Source organism: Alloalcanivorax marinus, assembly GCF_016906305.1.
Taxonomy (GTDB): Bacteria; Pseudomonadota; Gammaproteobacteria; order Pseudomonadales; family Alcanivoracaceae; genus Alloalcanivorax; species Alloalcanivorax marinus.
Genome location: NZ_JADDOL010000028.1, coordinates 15,889 through 31,012, shown reverse-complemented (window position 1 = coordinate 31,012; position 15,124 = coordinate 15,889). Strand labels below are relative to the sequence as shown.

Annotated in this window: 13 protein-coding genes; 4 read left to right on the top strand and 9 right to left on the bottom strand. The window is 66.6% G+C overall.

The genetic code is table 11. From position 1 onward, the window contains the following. Positions 1 to 167: 167 nt before the first annotated feature. The 4 genes from IM760_RS16995 to IM760_RS16980 all read right to left on the bottom strand — a co-directional run bounded on the left by IM760_RS16995 (position 168) and on the right by IM760_RS16980 (position 4,667). On the bottom strand, positions 168 to 1,550 hold the full coding sequence (locus IM760_RS16995; RefSeq protein WP_239549949.1) for an NAD(P)(+) transhydrogenase (Re/Si-specific) subunit beta: 1,383 nt from the start codon (positions 1,548 to 1,550) through the stop codon (positions 168 to 170). Positions 1,551 to 1,553: 3 nt separating this feature from the next. Next, positions 1,554 to 1,829: an NAD(P) transhydrogenase subunit alpha part 2 gene (locus IM760_RS16990; RefSeq protein WP_067611132.1), complete on the bottom strand. Its 276-nt coding sequence runs from the start codon at positions 1,827 to 1,829 to the stop codon at positions 1,554 to 1,556. After that, positions 1,829 to 3,067: a Re/Si-specific NAD(P)(+) transhydrogenase subunit alpha gene (locus IM760_RS16985; protein ID WP_239549948.1), complete on the bottom strand. Its 1,239-nt coding sequence runs from the start codon at positions 3,065 to 3,067 to the stop codon at positions 1,829 to 1,831. Before IM760_RS16985 ends, IM760_RS16990 begins: the two co-directional genes overlap by 1 nt. A 169-nt stretch (positions 3,068 to 3,236) precedes the next feature. Then, positions 3,237 to 4,667 carry an ABC1 kinase family protein gene (locus IM760_RS16980; protein ID WP_204431443.1) on the bottom strand — a complete coding sequence of 477 codons (1,431 nt, stop codon included), beginning with the start codon at positions 4,665 to 4,667 and terminating at the stop codon, positions 3,237 to 3,239. 120 nt (positions 4,668 to 4,787) lie between these two features. Here IM760_RS16980 and IM760_RS16975 point away from each other — a divergent pair, with 120 nt between their 5' ends. Then, positions 4,788 to 5,615 (top strand): alpha/beta fold hydrolase, encoded by an 828-nt coding sequence (locus IM760_RS16975; RefSeq protein WP_204431442.1) that lies wholly within the window; start codon positions 4,788 to 4,790, stop codon positions 5,613 to 5,615. Here IM760_RS16975 and IM760_RS16970 read toward each other — a convergent pair. Continuing rightward, positions 5,594 to 6,529, bottom strand: coding sequence for a response regulator (locus IM760_RS16970; RefSeq protein WP_204431441.1), 936 nt, complete (start codon positions 6,527 to 6,529; stop codon positions 5,594 to 5,596). The genes IM760_RS16975 and IM760_RS16970 overlap by 22 nt on opposite strands. After that, on the bottom strand, positions 6,526 to 7,857 hold the full coding sequence (locus IM760_RS16965) for a sensor histidine kinase (RefSeq protein ID WP_204431440.1): 1,332 nt from the start codon (positions 7,855 to 7,857) through the stop codon (positions 6,526 to 6,528). Before IM760_RS16965 ends, IM760_RS16970 begins: the two co-directional genes overlap by 4 nt. Positions 7,858 to 8,012: 155 nt before the next feature. Between IM760_RS16965 and IM760_RS16960 the strand changes: the two genes are divergently transcribed. Next, complete coding sequence (locus IM760_RS16960) at positions 8,013 to 9,155, top strand: oxygenase MpaB family protein (protein WP_204431439.1); 1,143 nt, start codon at positions 8,013 to 8,015, stop codon at positions 9,153 to 9,155. Here IM760_RS16960 and IM760_RS16955 read toward each other — a convergent pair. Beyond that, positions 9,152 to 11,260, bottom strand: a complete 2,109-nt coding sequence (locus IM760_RS16955) for a carboxy terminal-processing peptidase (RefSeq protein WP_204431438.1) — start codon at positions 11,258 to 11,260, stop codon at positions 9,152 to 9,154. The genes IM760_RS16960 and IM760_RS16955 overlap by 4 nt on opposite strands. Before the next feature lie 148 nt (positions 11,261 to 11,408). Here IM760_RS16955 and IM760_RS16950 point away from each other — a divergent pair, with 148 nt between their 5' ends. Further along, complete coding sequence (locus IM760_RS16950; RefSeq protein WP_204431437.1) at positions 11,409 to 12,632, top strand: nucleoside recognition domain-containing protein; 1,224 nt, start codon at positions 11,409 to 11,411, stop codon at positions 12,630 to 12,632. On the opposite strand, the gene IM760_RS16945 is transcribed toward IM760_RS16950, so the two are convergent. Then, a complete protein-coding gene (locus IM760_RS16945) occupies positions 12,629 to 13,255 on the bottom strand; it encodes an alpha-ketoglutarate-dependent dioxygenase AlkB family protein (protein ID WP_204431436.1) in 627 nt (208 codons plus the stop codon). The genes IM760_RS16950 and IM760_RS16945 overlap by 4 nt on opposite strands. 67 nt (positions 13,256 to 13,322) lie before the next feature. Here IM760_RS16945 and corA point away from each other — a divergent pair, with 67 nt between their 5' ends. Next, complete coding sequence (corA, locus tag IM760_RS16940) at positions 13,323 to 14,273, top strand: magnesium/cobalt transporter CorA (RefSeq protein ID WP_204431435.1); 951 nt, start codon at positions 13,323 to 13,325, stop codon at positions 14,271 to 14,273. A 7-nt stretch (positions 14,274 to 14,280) separates the two neighbouring features. Here the strand turns inward: corA and IM760_RS16935 are convergent, their stop codons facing one another. Next, positions 14,281 to 15,114 carry an MBL fold metallo-hydrolase gene (locus IM760_RS16935; RefSeq protein WP_204431434.1) on the bottom strand — a complete coding sequence of 278 codons (834 nt, stop codon included), beginning with the start codon at positions 15,112 to 15,114 and terminating at the stop codon, positions 14,281 to 14,283. Between the last annotated feature and the right edge of the window lie 10 nt (positions 15,115 to 15,124).

The following is a 15,124-nucleotide window of genomic DNA, read 5'->3' as shown; positions in this document are numbered from 1 at the left end:
GACGTTCGAAAGGGAGCCTACATGGACGTACTCGCGGCGTTCCCGGAAGGGCGTCACGCCCTGAGGCGCGCCCCGGCTGGAGCGAGACTTCCCGCTAAACTGCGATGAACCAAAAAAAGCCCGGCGCAAGGCCGGGCTTTTTTTTCAGGAGCGGGTGATCGCGGGGATCAGCCTTCCTTGAGGGCGGTGGTGATGTCCACCACGGCGCCCTTGCCGTCGCCGAACAACATCAGGGTGTTGTCCTTGGCGAACAGCGGGTTGGGCAGGCCGGCGAAGCCCGGGCTCAGGGAGCGCTTCACCACCACCACGGTCTTGGCCTTGTCCACGTTGAGGATCGGCATGCCGTAGATCGGGCTGCCTTTGTCCTCGCGGGCCAGCGGGTTGGTCACGTCGTTGGCGCCCAGCACGATGGCCACGTCGGTCTGCTCGAAGGTGGGGTTGATGGCGTCCATGTCCTTGAGCTTGTCGTAGGGCACTTCCGCTTCCGCCAGCAGCACGTTCATGTGACCGGGCATGCGGCCCGCCACCGGGTGAATCGCATACTCCACCTCGGTGCCGTTGGCTTCCATGGTGTCGGCCAGATCACGCACCGCGTGCTGGGCCTGGGCCATGGCCAGACCGAAGCCGGGCACGATCACCACGCGCTGGGCGGTTTCCAGGACCATCGCCACTTCCTCGGCGGAGGTGGACTTGATCTTGCCTTCGTAGACCTCGTCCTGATCCATGGCCTCGCCGGCTTCGGCCATCACGCCGAACAGCACGTTGGTGAGCGAGCGGTTCATGGCCTTACACATGATCTGCGTGAGGATCAGGCCGGAGGCGCCCACCAGGGAACCGGTGACGATCAGGGCGCTGTTGCCCATCACGAAGCCGGCGGCGGAGGCGGCGATACCGGAGTAGGAGTTGAGCAGCGCGATCACCACCGGCATGTCGGCGCCGCCGATCGGCAGCACCAGCAGCAGGCCGAGCACGGCGGCGGCGATGGCCAGCGCCCAGAACACCGCCGGGGTGCCCGGATTGGCCACCAGGTAACCGATCGCCACCACGGAGCCGATCAGCAGCAGGGCGTTGACCACCTTCATGCCCGGGAAGCCCATCGGCTTGCCGTCGATCAGTTCCTGCAGCTTGGCGAACGCCACCAGGGAGCCGGTCAGGGTCACGGCGCCGATCAGCACCGCGGCGCCGGTGGCGATGATGCCCACCACGTCCGGATGGCCGCCGCGAAAGAACTCGGCCGCGGCCACCGCGAAGGACGCGCCACCGCCGAAGCCGTTGAGCAGGGCCACCAGCTGGGGCATGGCGGTCATCTGTACTTTCTTGGCCAGCATGGCGCCAATCACGCCACCGACGATGACGCCGGCGATGATGATCTCGTAGGTGACGATGTCACGGTGCAGCAGGGTCACCACACAGGCCACGCCCATGCCGGCGGCGGCCAGCAGGTTGCCGCGCACGGCGGTCTTCGGCTTGGTCAGGCCCTTGATGCCGAGGATGAAGAGAACGGCCGAGATCAGATAGGCGATATCAATCCAGTTATCGGAAATCTGCATGGGTTACTTCCTCTTGAACATCGCGAGCATGCGATTGGTGACCATGAAGCCGCCAATCACGTTGATGGTCGCCAGCACCACGGCGATGAAGCCGAGCACGTTGATCAGCAGACCGGCGTCGGAGCCGGCGGCGATCAGGGCGCCCACCAGGGTAATGCCGGAGATCGCGTTGGAACCGGACATCAAGGGAGTGTGCAGGGTCGGCGGTACCTTGGTGATCAGTTCCACACCCAGGAAGATCGCCAGTACAAAGAGGGTCAGCTGCGATACGAAATCCATTACTTGTCCTCCTCGCCGTCGGAATCACCGCCGTCGGCGGGGGCTTCCGGCTCGGCTTTTTTCAGTTCCGGCAGACCGAGCATCTCGCGCAGGCGGGCCTGCGGCACGTCACCGTTATGGCTGATCACGGTGTCGGCGACGATCTGGTCCTCGAAGTCCAGCTGCAGGTCGCCGTTGTCGTCGAGCAGCAGGTTGAGCAGGTTTTCCATGTTCTTGCCGAACATCTGGCTGGCATGGAAGGCCACGGAGGAGGGCACGTTGGTGGGGCCGATAATGGTGACGCCATGCTCCACCACGGTTTCGCCGGCCCGGGTCAGCTCGCAGTTGCCACCACGCTCCGCCGCCAGATCGACGATCACGGAGCCGGGCTTCATGGCCTTGACCATGTCGGCGGTGACCAGGATCGGGCTCTTGGCGCCGGGCACCGCGGCGGTGGTGACCACCACGTCCATTTCCTTGATCACTTCGGTCATCAGCTCGCGCTGACGCTTGAGGAAGTCCTCGCCCTGGGCCTTGGCGTAGCCGCCGGAGCCTTCCGCCTCGCCGGTGTCCAGGTCCAGCTCCACGGGCTTGGCGCCCACCGAGAGGATCTGTTCACGGGCCGCCGGACGCACGTCGTAGGCTTCCACGATGGCGCCCAGCCGCTTGGCGGTGGCACAGGCCTGCAGGCCGGCCACGCCGGCGCCCATCACGAACACCCGGGAGGCGTTCAGGGTACCGGCGGCGGTCATGTTCATCGGGAACATGCGGTGCGAGGCGTTGGCGGCCAGCAGCACGCATTTGTAGCCGGCGATCATGGCCATGGAGGACAGCACGTCCATGGATTGGGCGCGGGTGATCCGCGGCACCAGTTCCAGGGCGATGCCGGTGACCTTGTGGTCGGCCAGGGTCTGGGCGAATTGCGGGTTGGCGAGAGGATCCGTCATGCCAATCAGGAACTGATCGGCTTTCAGGCTGTCCACGTCCTTATCGCCATTGGTCGTATTGCTACCCGGAGTCTGGACTTGCAGGATAGCCTGAGCGCTGGAAAAGATTTGCTCCCTGTCGGCAAGCTTGGCCCCGGCGGCCTCGAAGTCGCTGTCCGGGAAGCCCGCTGCCTCGCCGGCGCCTCGTTCGATAAGAATCTCGACGCCTTGCTTTTTCAAAAGTGCGCCGACGTTGGCGGGCGTCAAAGCGACGCGCTCTTCGCCGGGGCAGATTTCCTTGGGTACACCGATAATCACCTGCGTTACCCCCATTTTATGGTTCGTTAAAACCGGTCCCGGGAATTTTCCGGGGACCTCGAAAAACGGCCGGTTTATACAAACCGGCCGCTGAGCAGGGTGCTAACCTTATTGTGGAGTGGCGAGCTTGGCAAACAGGAAATGGCCATCCACTGGACGAACGGTCAATAATTGAGCGGAAATATCAGGCTTTTTTCCCTTTTTCGCTCATTTTTTGATCGACGATGGCCCGGTCCGAATCCTCCCGCATGTGCACGAACGGCTCCAGAATGGTGTTTCCGCGCACTTCCGCCTTGATCACGTGTAAAAAGGTGTAAGCCCCGAGCAGTTTCCGGAACAGGAAGATGAATTCCTTGGGCGGCACGTCGAAATGCACCGACAGGGCGGTGCGACTGGCCCGGTTCATGACCCGGTTGGGCAGGTTGCTTTCCCCCCACAGGTACTCCCCCTTTTCATTGACCACCGACGGCGGCGGCGGGAAGCGGTCCGGGTCCTGCAGCGCCTCGATGGCCTCGAAACAGAGCGCCGCGAAGTCGTCCAGCAGCCGCTTCGGCACGTCCCCGGACAGAAAGCCCAGCGCGCGCATGGCGCGGGTCAGGCGGTCGGTATCGTGGTACCAGGCGGCGCGGATCATCTCCCGGCCCGGGCCCAGCACCTGGTCGTCGAAATCGCGGATGGCGCCGAAGTCCAGCAGCACGATCTGATCCCGGCCGTTCTCGTCCACCCGCATCAGGTAGTTGCCGAAGTTCGGGTCGGTCTGCATTTTGTCCCACTCGAACACCTCCCGGCAGCACAATTCCATGATCGCGCGGCCCAGGAAATTGCGCCGTTCCTGGCTCAGCTCGGTGACCGAGGGATCGCTGATGTGCACGCCCTCTTCATAGGAGAGGCAGAGAATATTGTGGGTGGAGTAGTCCGGGAACACCTCCGGCACCACGAAGCGCGGATCGTCGCGCAGAATCTCCCGGAAATGGCGGGTGGTGTGCGCCTCCAGGTCGTAGTCCACCTCGCGGCCGAGCATGGCGCGGACCTCGTCCAGCCATTGATTGAACTGCTCGGTGATCGGCACCAGCCGGCTCAGTTTCAGCAGGCGCACCAGGGCGCGCATGTCGGAATCGATGGCGTCCGCCACCCCCGGATACTGAATCTTCAGCACCAGCTCGCGGCCGTCGCTTTTGCGCCGCGCCCGGTGCACCTGGGCCAGGCTGGCGGCGCCCAGCGGCTGGGGATCGACCTCCAGGTCGCGCAGTTTGACGGTGCCGAGCTGCTGCTTGAGGTGTTTCTCCACCGCCGGCCACTCCAGGGCCGTGGTGTTGTTCTCCAGGGTGTGCAGCGCGGCGGTCACTTCCTCGGGCAGAAAATGCTCGCCGAACAGGGCCATCATCTGGCCGATCTTGACCACCGAGCCTTTCAGGCGGCCCAGTTCATCCACCAGTTCGCGGGCCCGGTCGGAGAGATTCTCCCGGCGCCGGGCCTCGCGCTTGTCGGCGCTGGCGAACAGGGTGCCGGCGCTGCTGGTGGCGTAGCGCGCGCCGGCCAGAAAGCCGGCGCGGGCCATGGAAAAGCGGCGCTCCAGAGAGCCCGTTTTTACCCGTTTTACGGTTTTTCGTGCCATAGTGCCTCGCGGGTGGACGGCATCAAACGCCTGGCATTCTATCTTGCCCGGGCGTCCCAGTTATACACGTGAGCGAGTTCAATGCGGGGAAATGGCGCGAGCGACCCGTCGGCGGTCGGCATGACAACCTGGATCCTGCTGCGCGGCCTGGTGCGTGAGCAGGCCCATTGGGACGGCTTCGCGGAGCGCCTGGCCGGCGTTCTGGGGGCGGGCAATCGGGTGCTGCCGCTGGACCTGCCCGGCAACGGGGTGTTCTTTCGCGGCACCAGCCCCACCCGGGTGGCGGGCATGGTGGCCGCCGCCCGCCGGGACCTGGCCGACCAGGGCGTCACCGGCCCGGTGCGGCTGGTGGCCCTGTCCCTGGGCGGCATGGTGGCGGTGGAATGGCTGCGCCGCCATCCGGAGCAGCTGCTGGGCGCGGCGCTGATCAACTCCAGCGCCGCCCCGTTCAGCCCGTTCTGGCGGCGCCTGAGGCCGGCCAACTACGGGCGCATTGTTTGCCAGGGTCTGCTGAGCCGCGACCGGCTGGCCCGGGAACGGATGATTCTGGACCTGACCACCCACCATCTGAGCGCCGCCGAGCGCGACGACATCGCCGAGCGTTTCCGCACCGTGGACGCCCTGCGGCCGGTATCCGCCGCCAATACCGTGCGGCAGCTGTGGGCGGCGGCCCGTTTCCGGGCGCCGCGGACCCTGCCCGCCGGCCCTTCGGTGCTGATCGTCAACGGCGCCGGCGACCGGCTGGTGCACCCGGCCTGCTCCCGGGCGCTGGCGCGGGCCTGGCATTGCCCCCTGGCGGTGCATCCGGACGGTGGCCACGATCTGTCCCTGGACGCGCCGGACTGGCTGGCCGCCACCCTGGCGGCCTGGGGCGGGGGCCACCAGGAGAGTGGCGACCAGGGGAGGGGCGACCAGGAGAGTGGCGATCAGGAGACGCCACCGCGCTGACGCAGGCGCTCCAGGTAACCGAACAAGCGCCGGGACAGGCCCGGGTCCCGTTCCGGCGCCGGGTCCGGCGCGCTCGCCGCCCGCGCCTCGGGGTGGTGCCGCAGCAGGCGATGTCGCCGGGCGGCGGCCTCCAGGCTCATTTTCAGCATGGCGCGCCGCACCGGCTTGGGCAGAAAGCGATAGATCTGGCCCCGGTTGATCAGGCGCCCCAGAATTTCCACGTCACGCACCGGACTGACCAGAATGGTCAGCAGGGCGGGGTGGGCCCGTTTCAGCGCCTGGATCGCGGCGCTGATGTCGGCGCCGCCCAGGCGCACGTCGCAGACCAGAATACCGATGTCCTCCTGGTCGGCGAGCAGCGCGAACGCCTGATCGAGATCGGTCCGATGGTGCAGTGCCTGGCCCGGGGCCACCACCGTGCGCAGCAGGGCCAGCGTTTCCGGGTCCTCGTCCAGCACCAGCACCGCCGGCTCCGGCTCATCCCCCACCGGCGCGACCGCCGCCGGTTCCACCTCCGGCGCCGCTTCGGTGGCCTCCAGCGACAGGGCGATGTCCGCCGCGCGCCGTACCGCGTGCAGCATTTCGTGCATCTGCCAGGGTTTGTTCAGGTAGCGGAACACTTCGCCGTCGTTGATCGAATCGATCACCGCCTGCAGATCGGCATAGCCGGTGAGCAGCAGGCGCTGTGTGTGGGGCGAGGCGCGCCGCACCCGGCGCAGGACTTCGATGCCCTCCATGATCGGCATGCGCTGATCGCTGACGATCACATGGACGCGCCGCTCGCGGACCAGCCGTTCCGCTTCGTAGCCGTTGGTGGTGGTGAGCACCTGGAAGTGCGGGCGGAACAACAGTGACAGGGAGCGCAGCACCCGTTCCTCGTCGTCCACCAACAGCACGGTGGGCTTGTCGTTCATGGGATTCTCCGTGTCAGGGAAAGCGTATCGGGACCGCTGGGCGCGCCGGCGGCGGGGCCGGCGGGCAGGGTCAGCGTGAAGGTGGTGCCCCGGTCCGGGTCCGAGCGCACCTGGATACGGCCGCCGTGGCGTTCGACGATCCGATGGCTGATGGACAGGCCCAGGCCGGTGCCCTCGCCGGGTGGTTTGGTGGTGAAAAAGGGGTCGAAGATGCGGGGCAGCAGATGCGCCGGTATGCCGGCGCCGTTGTCGGTGACCCGTACGCAAACGCCGTCGGCGTGACGGCCGGTGCTCAGCCGCAGCACGCCGCCGGTGCGCATGGCCTGGGCGGCGTTGACGATCAGGTTGAGCAGTACCTGATTGATCTCGGAGGGGCGACAAGGCACCGGCGGCACCTCGGCGTAGTCGCGCACCACGCGGATGCGGTCCTTGAGCAAGTGGTTGGCCAGCAGCAGGGCGGCATCCAGGCAGTGGTGGATGTCCACCGCTTCGTCGCCGGCCCGGTCCAGACGGCTGAAGTCCTGCAGGCCGCGTACCAGCTTGTCGATCTCGCCCAGGCCAAAGCGGGTGTCGCTGAACAGGCGCGCCAGGTCCACCGCCTGGCCCGCCGGGTCACAGTGCTGGCGCAGGCGGACCAGTCGCGCCAGGGCCTGATCAAACGCCTCCGCCTCCACCCGTGGCGCCAGCACCAGGTCCAGGAAGGCGAACACCGCCTCGTTCAATCGGTGGGCCTCGCCGAAAAACTGCTCCGCCAGTTCCACATTGGCGCTCACGTAGCCCAGCGGCGTGTTCATCTCATGGGCGAGGCCGGCCACCATCTGACCCAGGGAAGCCATTTTTTCCGATTGCACCAGCTGTGTTTGCGAGGTTCTCAGCTCGCGCAAGGCCCGGGCCAGCTGCCGGGAGCGGGCGCTCAATTGCCGTTGCAGGGCCTGCAGCAGCCCGATCACCGTGCCCACGCCCAGATAACGACCGTCGCGCACGATGATGAAGTCCTCGGTGACCGGAAAGGTCATGGAGGCCAGGATCTGATCCGCGGCCGCTTCCAGGGGCAGGTCCGCGTCCACCACCACCGGATCCCGCTTCATGAACCGGTGCACCGGCCGCCGGCCGAACAGCTCGCGGCCGAACTGCCGGAACAGCAGCTGCATCATCTGGTAGCGGCTGATCAGCCCGGCCACCCGACCGTCCCGCACCAGCGGCAGGGACAGCAGCGGCTCATATTCCGGCAGAAGAAACCATTCACCAAGCTGGGAAATCGAGTGCCGGGGATCAATGCCGGGCACGGCGATCGCCAGGTCGCCAAGGCGGGGCGGAGCGTCAGGCATACCGGGGTCCTGTCCATCGGGGGCCCCAGCCTGCAAAAAAAGCATGACGGTCCCGTGACCGTCATCGGCGCGGCGGTGATTTGGCCTTGACCGTGCCGCCGGTGGCTCTTAGCGTGTACAGAACCCGCCGGTTCTGACGCCAAGGAGCGCATCGAATGGCCACACCCGCCGAACTGGCCCGCCACCGGGCCGGCCCCCGCACCCCCACGGAACACATCTGGTTCGATCGCTACGCGCCGCACCGCCTGCAGGCCTGGCGGCGGGTCCAGGACCCGCTGGCGGACCTCTGCCTGGCGGACATCCCGTTCCAGCGTCCTGCGGGGCTGCTGGACGAGGTGGAGCGCCGCGCCGCCGCCCGGGGCGGGGTTTACCAGGACTTCCTGGATCACTGCTTCACGGTGCCGGGCTGGGTGGACTTCGAGGCGATGGAACTGGGGCGACGCATGTACCGCCGCCACGGTGCCCTGCAAGGGCTGGTGCTGATGTGTTCCAGCCTGGTGGAAGGCTACGCCCACAACAAACCCTCCCAGGTGCTGGTGGCCACCGGCCGGCTGCAGAAGGATGTGTCCCGGCGGATCTACGAAACCGGCCAGATGCTGCACAACATCGCCGCGCCGGAGGGCCTGCGCCCGGGCGGCCTGGGCCACCGCACCCTGATGGAAGTGCGGCTGCTGCACGCGGCGGTGCGCCGTTTTCTGGCGGAGCGCGGCGACTGGGACGAGGCCCGCTACGACCTGCCCATCAATCAGGAGGACATGGCCGGCACGGTGCTGGAGTTCGATTACATGGTGGTGCGCGGGCTCAAGCGTCTGGGCCTCTATATCAGCGCCGAGGAACACCGGGCGATGCACTATTTCTGGCGCTACGCCGGCTATCTGCTGGGGGTGGACGAGGCGTTGCTGACCAGCACGGTGGAAGAGCAGGAAGTGCTGGCGCTACAGCTGACCGCCCATCTTTACGAGCCGACCCCGGACAGCGAGGCGCTGGCCAAGGCGCTGCTCAGGGACATGGCCAACAAGCCGCCGTTTCATCTGCCTTACGACGTGCTGCTGGCGTTCAGCCGGTTCCTGATCGGCGACGCGGTGGCCGACGATCTGCGTCTGCACAGCAAGGTATCGTCGGCGGCGGCGGTGCGGCTGGTGCGCGCCACCCTGAGCGCCGCCAGTCTCGGGCAGCGGCTGCTGCCGGAGACCGCCAAGCGGCGCCTGGAGGATTTCAATCACGGCCTGGGACGGCGCACCCTGAAGGTGGGGCTGGGCGGGGATCCCGCCCGGTGGGGGTTCAAGGCGCTCGGTTAGGAGTCCTGGCTGGCCACCCGCTGGTCGCGCAGCAGGCCGACCATGTCCGCCAGAATGTGGCCGGTCTCGCGCAGGTAGGGGTCCTCGTTCATGGGCTCCTCGCTGGCCTCCGGGTCCAGGGCGCGCTGTTCTTCCAGCTTGCGCAGGTCCTCCATCTTGTCGATGGGCTCCTCGCCCCGGTATTTGCGCAGGGCGTTCTCGATGGCCAGCCGTTTCTGATCGTACTGATCCTGCCAGGCCTTGCGCTGGTCCGCATTCAGTGACAGTTCATGGCGCCGGTTGGCGTCGGCCACCAGATCCCGCAGTTGCTCCACGTAGACGAACTCCGGATTGTTCTGGATGCGCTGGTCGTGGCGCTCGCGCAGGGTCGGCAGCAGCGGCATCAGGTCCTGGTACCGTTCGTAATCGGCGGGCTGGATTTCGTCCCAGGGCAGGGCGTTGGGCAGGCTGCTTTCGCCCACCTCGTCCTTGTCGATCAGCGACGGCATATTGACGTCCGGCACGATGCCCAGGTTCTGGTTGCTGGAGCCGGACACCCGGTAGAACTTGGCGTTGGTCATTTTCAGTTTGCCGTGGTTCAGATCCAGCAGGGTCTGCACCGTGCCCTTGCCGTAGGTCTGGTCGCCGACGATCAGCGCGCGCCCGTAGTCCTGCATGGCACCGGCGAAGATCTCCGACGCCGAGGCGCTGTAGCGGTTCACCAGCACCGCCAGGGGGCCGGCGTAAAGCATGCCCGGGTACTGATCGTTCTCCACGCTGACGCGGCCGCCGGCCTCGCGCACCTGCACGGTGGGGCCGCGGTTGATGAACAGGCTGACCAGCTTGTTCACTTCCAGCAGCGAACCGCCGCCGTTGTTGCGCAGGTCGATGACCAGGCCGTCCACGTTCTCCTTGCGCAGCTCCACCAGCAGCTCGGCCACGTCCCGGGTGGTGCTGGTGTAGTTGGGGTCGCCACGATGGAAGGCGTTGAAGTCCATATAGAAGGCGGGGATCTCGATGATGCCCAGCTTGACCTTGTCGCCGTCGTGGTCGAACTCGATCACTTCCTTCTTGGCGGCCTGTTCCTCCAGCACCACCTTGTTGCGGGTGATGGTGACGGTGCGGGTGTCGTGTTCGCTGGCGCTGCCGGCGGGAATCACCTCGAGCTGAACGTCCGAGCCCTTGGGCCCGCGGATCATGTCGACCACTTCGTCCAGGCGCATGCCGATCACGTTGACCAGGTCGTCGTCGTCCTGGCCCACCGCCACGATGCGGTCCGCCGGTTTCAGGCGGCCCTGTTTGGCGGCCGGGCCGCCGGGCACCAGGCGCACCACCTTGGTGTAGCCGTCCTCGTACTGCAGCACCGCGCCGATGCCTTCCAGGGAGCGGCTCATGCTGATGTCGAAGTTTTCCGAATTGTGCGGCGTGAAGTAGTTGGTGTGCGGATCGAAGGACTGGGCCAGGGCGTTCATATAGGTCTGGAACACGTCCTCGGCGGTGTTCTGGCGAACCCGGTTGAGCTGGCTTTCGTAGCGATTGGTGAGGCGTTCCCGGATGGCGCTGTCCTCGGTGCCGTTGAGGCGCATGGACAGGACCGCGTTTTTCAGCTGGCGACGCCAGATCGCGTCCAGGGCCTCGTCGTCGGCGGCCCAGGGCGCTTCGCTGCGGTCCACCAGTACCTGCTCGTCACCGTCGAACTGCCAGTCGTCGAAGCCGGCCTTGATGTCGGCGAGAATTTCGGTGAGCCGTTCTTCCAGGCGGGTCTGGAAGCGGTTGAAGATGGAGTAGCCGGCTTCCAGCTCGCCGTCCTCCAGCTGGTCGTCCAGCTGGTCGCGGTAGATCTGGAAGTCGTCGATGTCCTTGCGGGTGAAATACAGCCGGTTGGGGTCCAGATCCTTCAGATACTGTTCCAGCACCCGCTCGGACAGGGCGTCGTCGAAGCTCAGCCGGCTGTAGTGCAGGTCCAGCCGGTCGACGATTTCCTCCGCCGCCTCCCGATGCACGGCCTGGGGCTTGAGCGCGCCCTGGATTTCGGGCCCGGCCTTGAGGTCGCCGCCGACCTTGAGGGCGCCTCCCAGCAGCAGGGCCGCCAGAAACACACCAAACAGCTTACGGAATACGGACATCGGCACACTCGATTCTATGATGGATCAAAGGTTTTGCCCCAGTATAAGAGCCTGCGGCCGATCTTTACACCACATCGCCACCCCCATAGGCAAGGCCGGCGCGGCACGACATACTGGGCGCTTTGCCCGGCCAAGGACTCGCAAAACCGTGCACCGCTTATTCACCGGCTTCTTTCTGATCGGCATCCTCGGAGCCCTGGCGCAGCTGCTGGGTGGCGATCTGGAAGCGCCGTCACGGGTGGTCACCGCGCTGTGGCGGGCCGCCGATCTGGCGGTGGAGGTGAGCCTGGGCCTGATCGGTGTGCTGGCCCTGTGGAGCGGCCTGTTCCGGCTCGCCGAGCAGAGCCGCCTGGCGGATCGCCTGGCCGGCGCGGTGCGGCCGCTGCTGGCGCGGCTGATGCCCTCCCTGCGCCGCGACCCGGGCGCCGGGGCGGCGGTGTCCATGAATCTGGCCGCCAACATGCTTGGCCTGGACAACGCCGCCACGCCGCTGGGCCTGAAAGCCATGGAAGCGCTGCAGGCGCACAACGCGGAGCCGCGCCGGGCCACCGACAGCCAGATCATGTTTCTGGTGTTGAACACCTCGTCGGTGACCCTGGTGCCGGTCACGGTGCTGCTGTACCGGGCCCAGCAGGGCGCCGCCGATCCGGCGGCGGTCTACCTGCCGATGCTGATGGCCACCACCGTGTCCACCTTCGTGGGCGTAGCGCTGACCGCCCGGGTGCAGCGCATCCCGCTGCGCGATCCGCTGCTGTTGGCGGTGGCCGGCGGCTGGCTGTGCCTGCTCGGGTTGCTGGCCCTGGCGGTCTATCTGTCGCCGCCGGCGCTGGGTTCGGTGCTGTCCGGTCTGATCGGCAACGGCATTTTGCTGGCGGTGATCGCGGCGTTTTTCTGGGCCGCCTGGCGGGCGCGCATCGACAGCTACGACTGTTTCGTCGAGGGCGCCAAGGAAGGGTTCACCCTGGCGGTGAAGCTGATTCCCTATTTGGTGGCGATGCTGGCCGCCATCGCCATGCTGCGCGCCAGCGGCGCCCTGGAGCTGTTCCTGGACGGGGTCCGTTACGGCGCCGCCGCCCTGGGCTGGGACACCCGTTTCGTGGACGCCTTGCCGGTGGCGATTCTCAAACCGCTGAGCGGCTCCGGCGCCCGCGCCGCCATGCTCGACGTGATGCAGACTCAGGGGGTGGATTCCCTGGCCGGGCGCATGGCGGCGGTGATGCAGGGGTCCACCGAGACCACCTTCTATGTACTGGCGGTGTACTTCGGCAGCGTCGGCATTCGTAATATGCGCTACGCCCTGTGGTGCGGGCTGGGCGCCGACCTGGCCGGGCTGCTCGCCGCCATCGGTTTCAGCTACCTGTTTTTTGGTTAACGGCCGGTCACGATCTCACGAAAGGTGAGATTGAGGCGCGGCGCCGTCACCCGGCGCCGGCGGGGCAGGGCGTGCTCGTAGTGGCGCTGTACTTCCGGGGACATCACCAGCAGTTCATCGTGACCCAGGGTGATCAGATCGGATTGCCGGTGCTCGCCGTAACGACGCAGGGCGAAGTCCCGTTCGGCGCCGAGATTGTAGGAGAGCACCCAGGGCGCCGGGCCCAGTTCCGGTTCGTTGTCCCGGTGCCAGCCCATGGTGTCGTCGCCGTCCCGGTAAAGATTGCCGAGCACGCCGTTGGGATCACGGCCGGTGAGGCGCCGCAGCCGTTGACGCAAGGGCGCCAGGACCTCGGGCCAGCCCTGGCCGCGATGGTGGAGGCCGGAATAGCGATAGTGGGTGCCGGCATCGGCGATCCAGCAGGTCAGGCGCGGGACCGCGTGGGCGCGGCCGAACACGCGCACCGTGGGCCGCTCCCAGGGCAATTCGTTACAAAGCGTGTGGAAGAGGGCCTCGGCGGGGGCGCCGAGAACCCGGTAAAACCGCCACAGTCGGGCGCCGTGATCCAGCTCGATGACGGCGCTGGCCTGCTCCAGGTTTGCCAGGGTGGAGTTGACACTCATCACGCGCTGCTCTATCTAACCGCTGTCGCCGGGGCGGCGACCTCATTCATGGATCCGGGAGTCTAGCATGCTGCACGTCTACGACATCGAGAACGGCGTTCTGCGCGAACGGGACGTGGCCGATATGACGCCGGCCACCTCCGACGCGGCCAGCTGGATCGACCTGGTGGACGCCACCGACGAGGAACGGCAACAGGTGCAGCATCTGTTCCGTCAGGCGCTGCCGGCCTCCGAGGACGTGGAGGAGATCGAGGCCTCGGCCCGCTTCTTCCACGATGAACACGGCCTGCACGTGCACTCCCTGTTCGTCTATCAGGCGGAAGGCCGCCACCGCACCGCCACCGTGGCGTTCGTGCTGCAGCCCGGCCGCCTGCTCACGTTCCGGGATTCGCGGCTGCCCGACTTTCGCCTGATGCGCCTGCGCGTGCGGCGCGGCTGGGTGCGGGTGCAGCAGCCGCTGGATATTCTGCTCAATATTCTGGAACAGAAAACCGAGAACCTGGCGGACACCCTGGAAGACATCCACCGCGACCTGGAAGACGTGAGCTACCTGGTGCTGGAGGATGAGGAAGCGGAGCTGGAGGACGGCATCGAGAAGCTGGCCCACCTGGAGGACAGCAACGGCAAGGTGCGGCTGTGTCTGATGGACACCCAGCGCTCGATCTCCTTCATCCAGCGCTACGTCCGCGCCGACAAGGACCGCCGCCGCACCTGCTCGGAAATCCAGCACGACCTGGACACCCTGATGTCCCACGCCACCTTCCTGTTCGAGAAGATCAACTTCCTGATGGATTCCACCCAGGGGTTCATCAACATCGAACAGAACCAGATCATCAAGATCTTCTCCATCGCCGCCGTGGTGTTCCTGCCCCCGACCATGATCGCCAGCATCTACGGCATGAACTTCCGGGTCATGCCGGAGCTGCAATGGGCGTTCGGCTATCCGATGGTGATCGGGTTGATGATTCTGTCCGGCCTGGCGCCGTACTGGTACTTCAAGCGGAAGGGGTGGTTGTAGCCCCTTTTCAAACCGACCATTTGCCCTGTTCGTGGGTGACGCGGCCTTCGTCGCGGAGTTTGATCAGGTGCGCTTCCAGGGACAGGCAGGCGACACCGTGCAGAAAGTCCGGCACGTCGGCGTAGACCCGGGTGACCAGTTCCTGCACCGTCACCGCTTGCCCGTCCAGGGCGTTGAACACCTTCTTTTCCCGTTCCCGGCGATGGGCCAGGGTTTTCTCCACCGTCTCCATGGGCTCGACGATCAGATCGCCGTGGCCCGGCGCCATGGTGTCGATGCGGTAATCGCGGAGCAGGGCCAGGGAGTCCATGTAGGCGGCCATGGAGCCGGAGGGCGGGGCGATCACCACGGTGGAACCCTGGATCAGATGGTCGCCGGTGAACAGCAGCGCCTGTTCGGTCATCAGATAACAGAGATGATTGCCCACATGGCCCGGGGTGGCGATCACTTCCAGGGGCACGCCGCCACAGTCCAGCACGTCGCCGTGGCGCAGGCGCCGGGCCGGCGCCCAGCTTTCGTCCTGCAGCCCGTCGTCGGGCACGTCCGGGCCCAGCAGGGTGGCGCCGGTGGCCTCCGCCAGCGCCACGGCGCCGGGGGAATGGTCCCGGTGGGTGTGGGTGACCAGAATCTGCTCGATGGCCTTACCCTGGGCGGCGGCGGCATCGACCAGGGCGCGGGTGTGCTCCGGATCCACCGGGCCGGGGTCGATCACCGTCAAGGCGCGGTCACCCAGCAGATAGCTGTTGGTGCCGGGGCCGGTCATCATCCCCGGATTACGGCCGAGGACCCGCCAGGCGTGGGGGGCGATGGGGGTGGGCTGGCCGGGAATCAGCGCTGCCATGGTCTCTCCT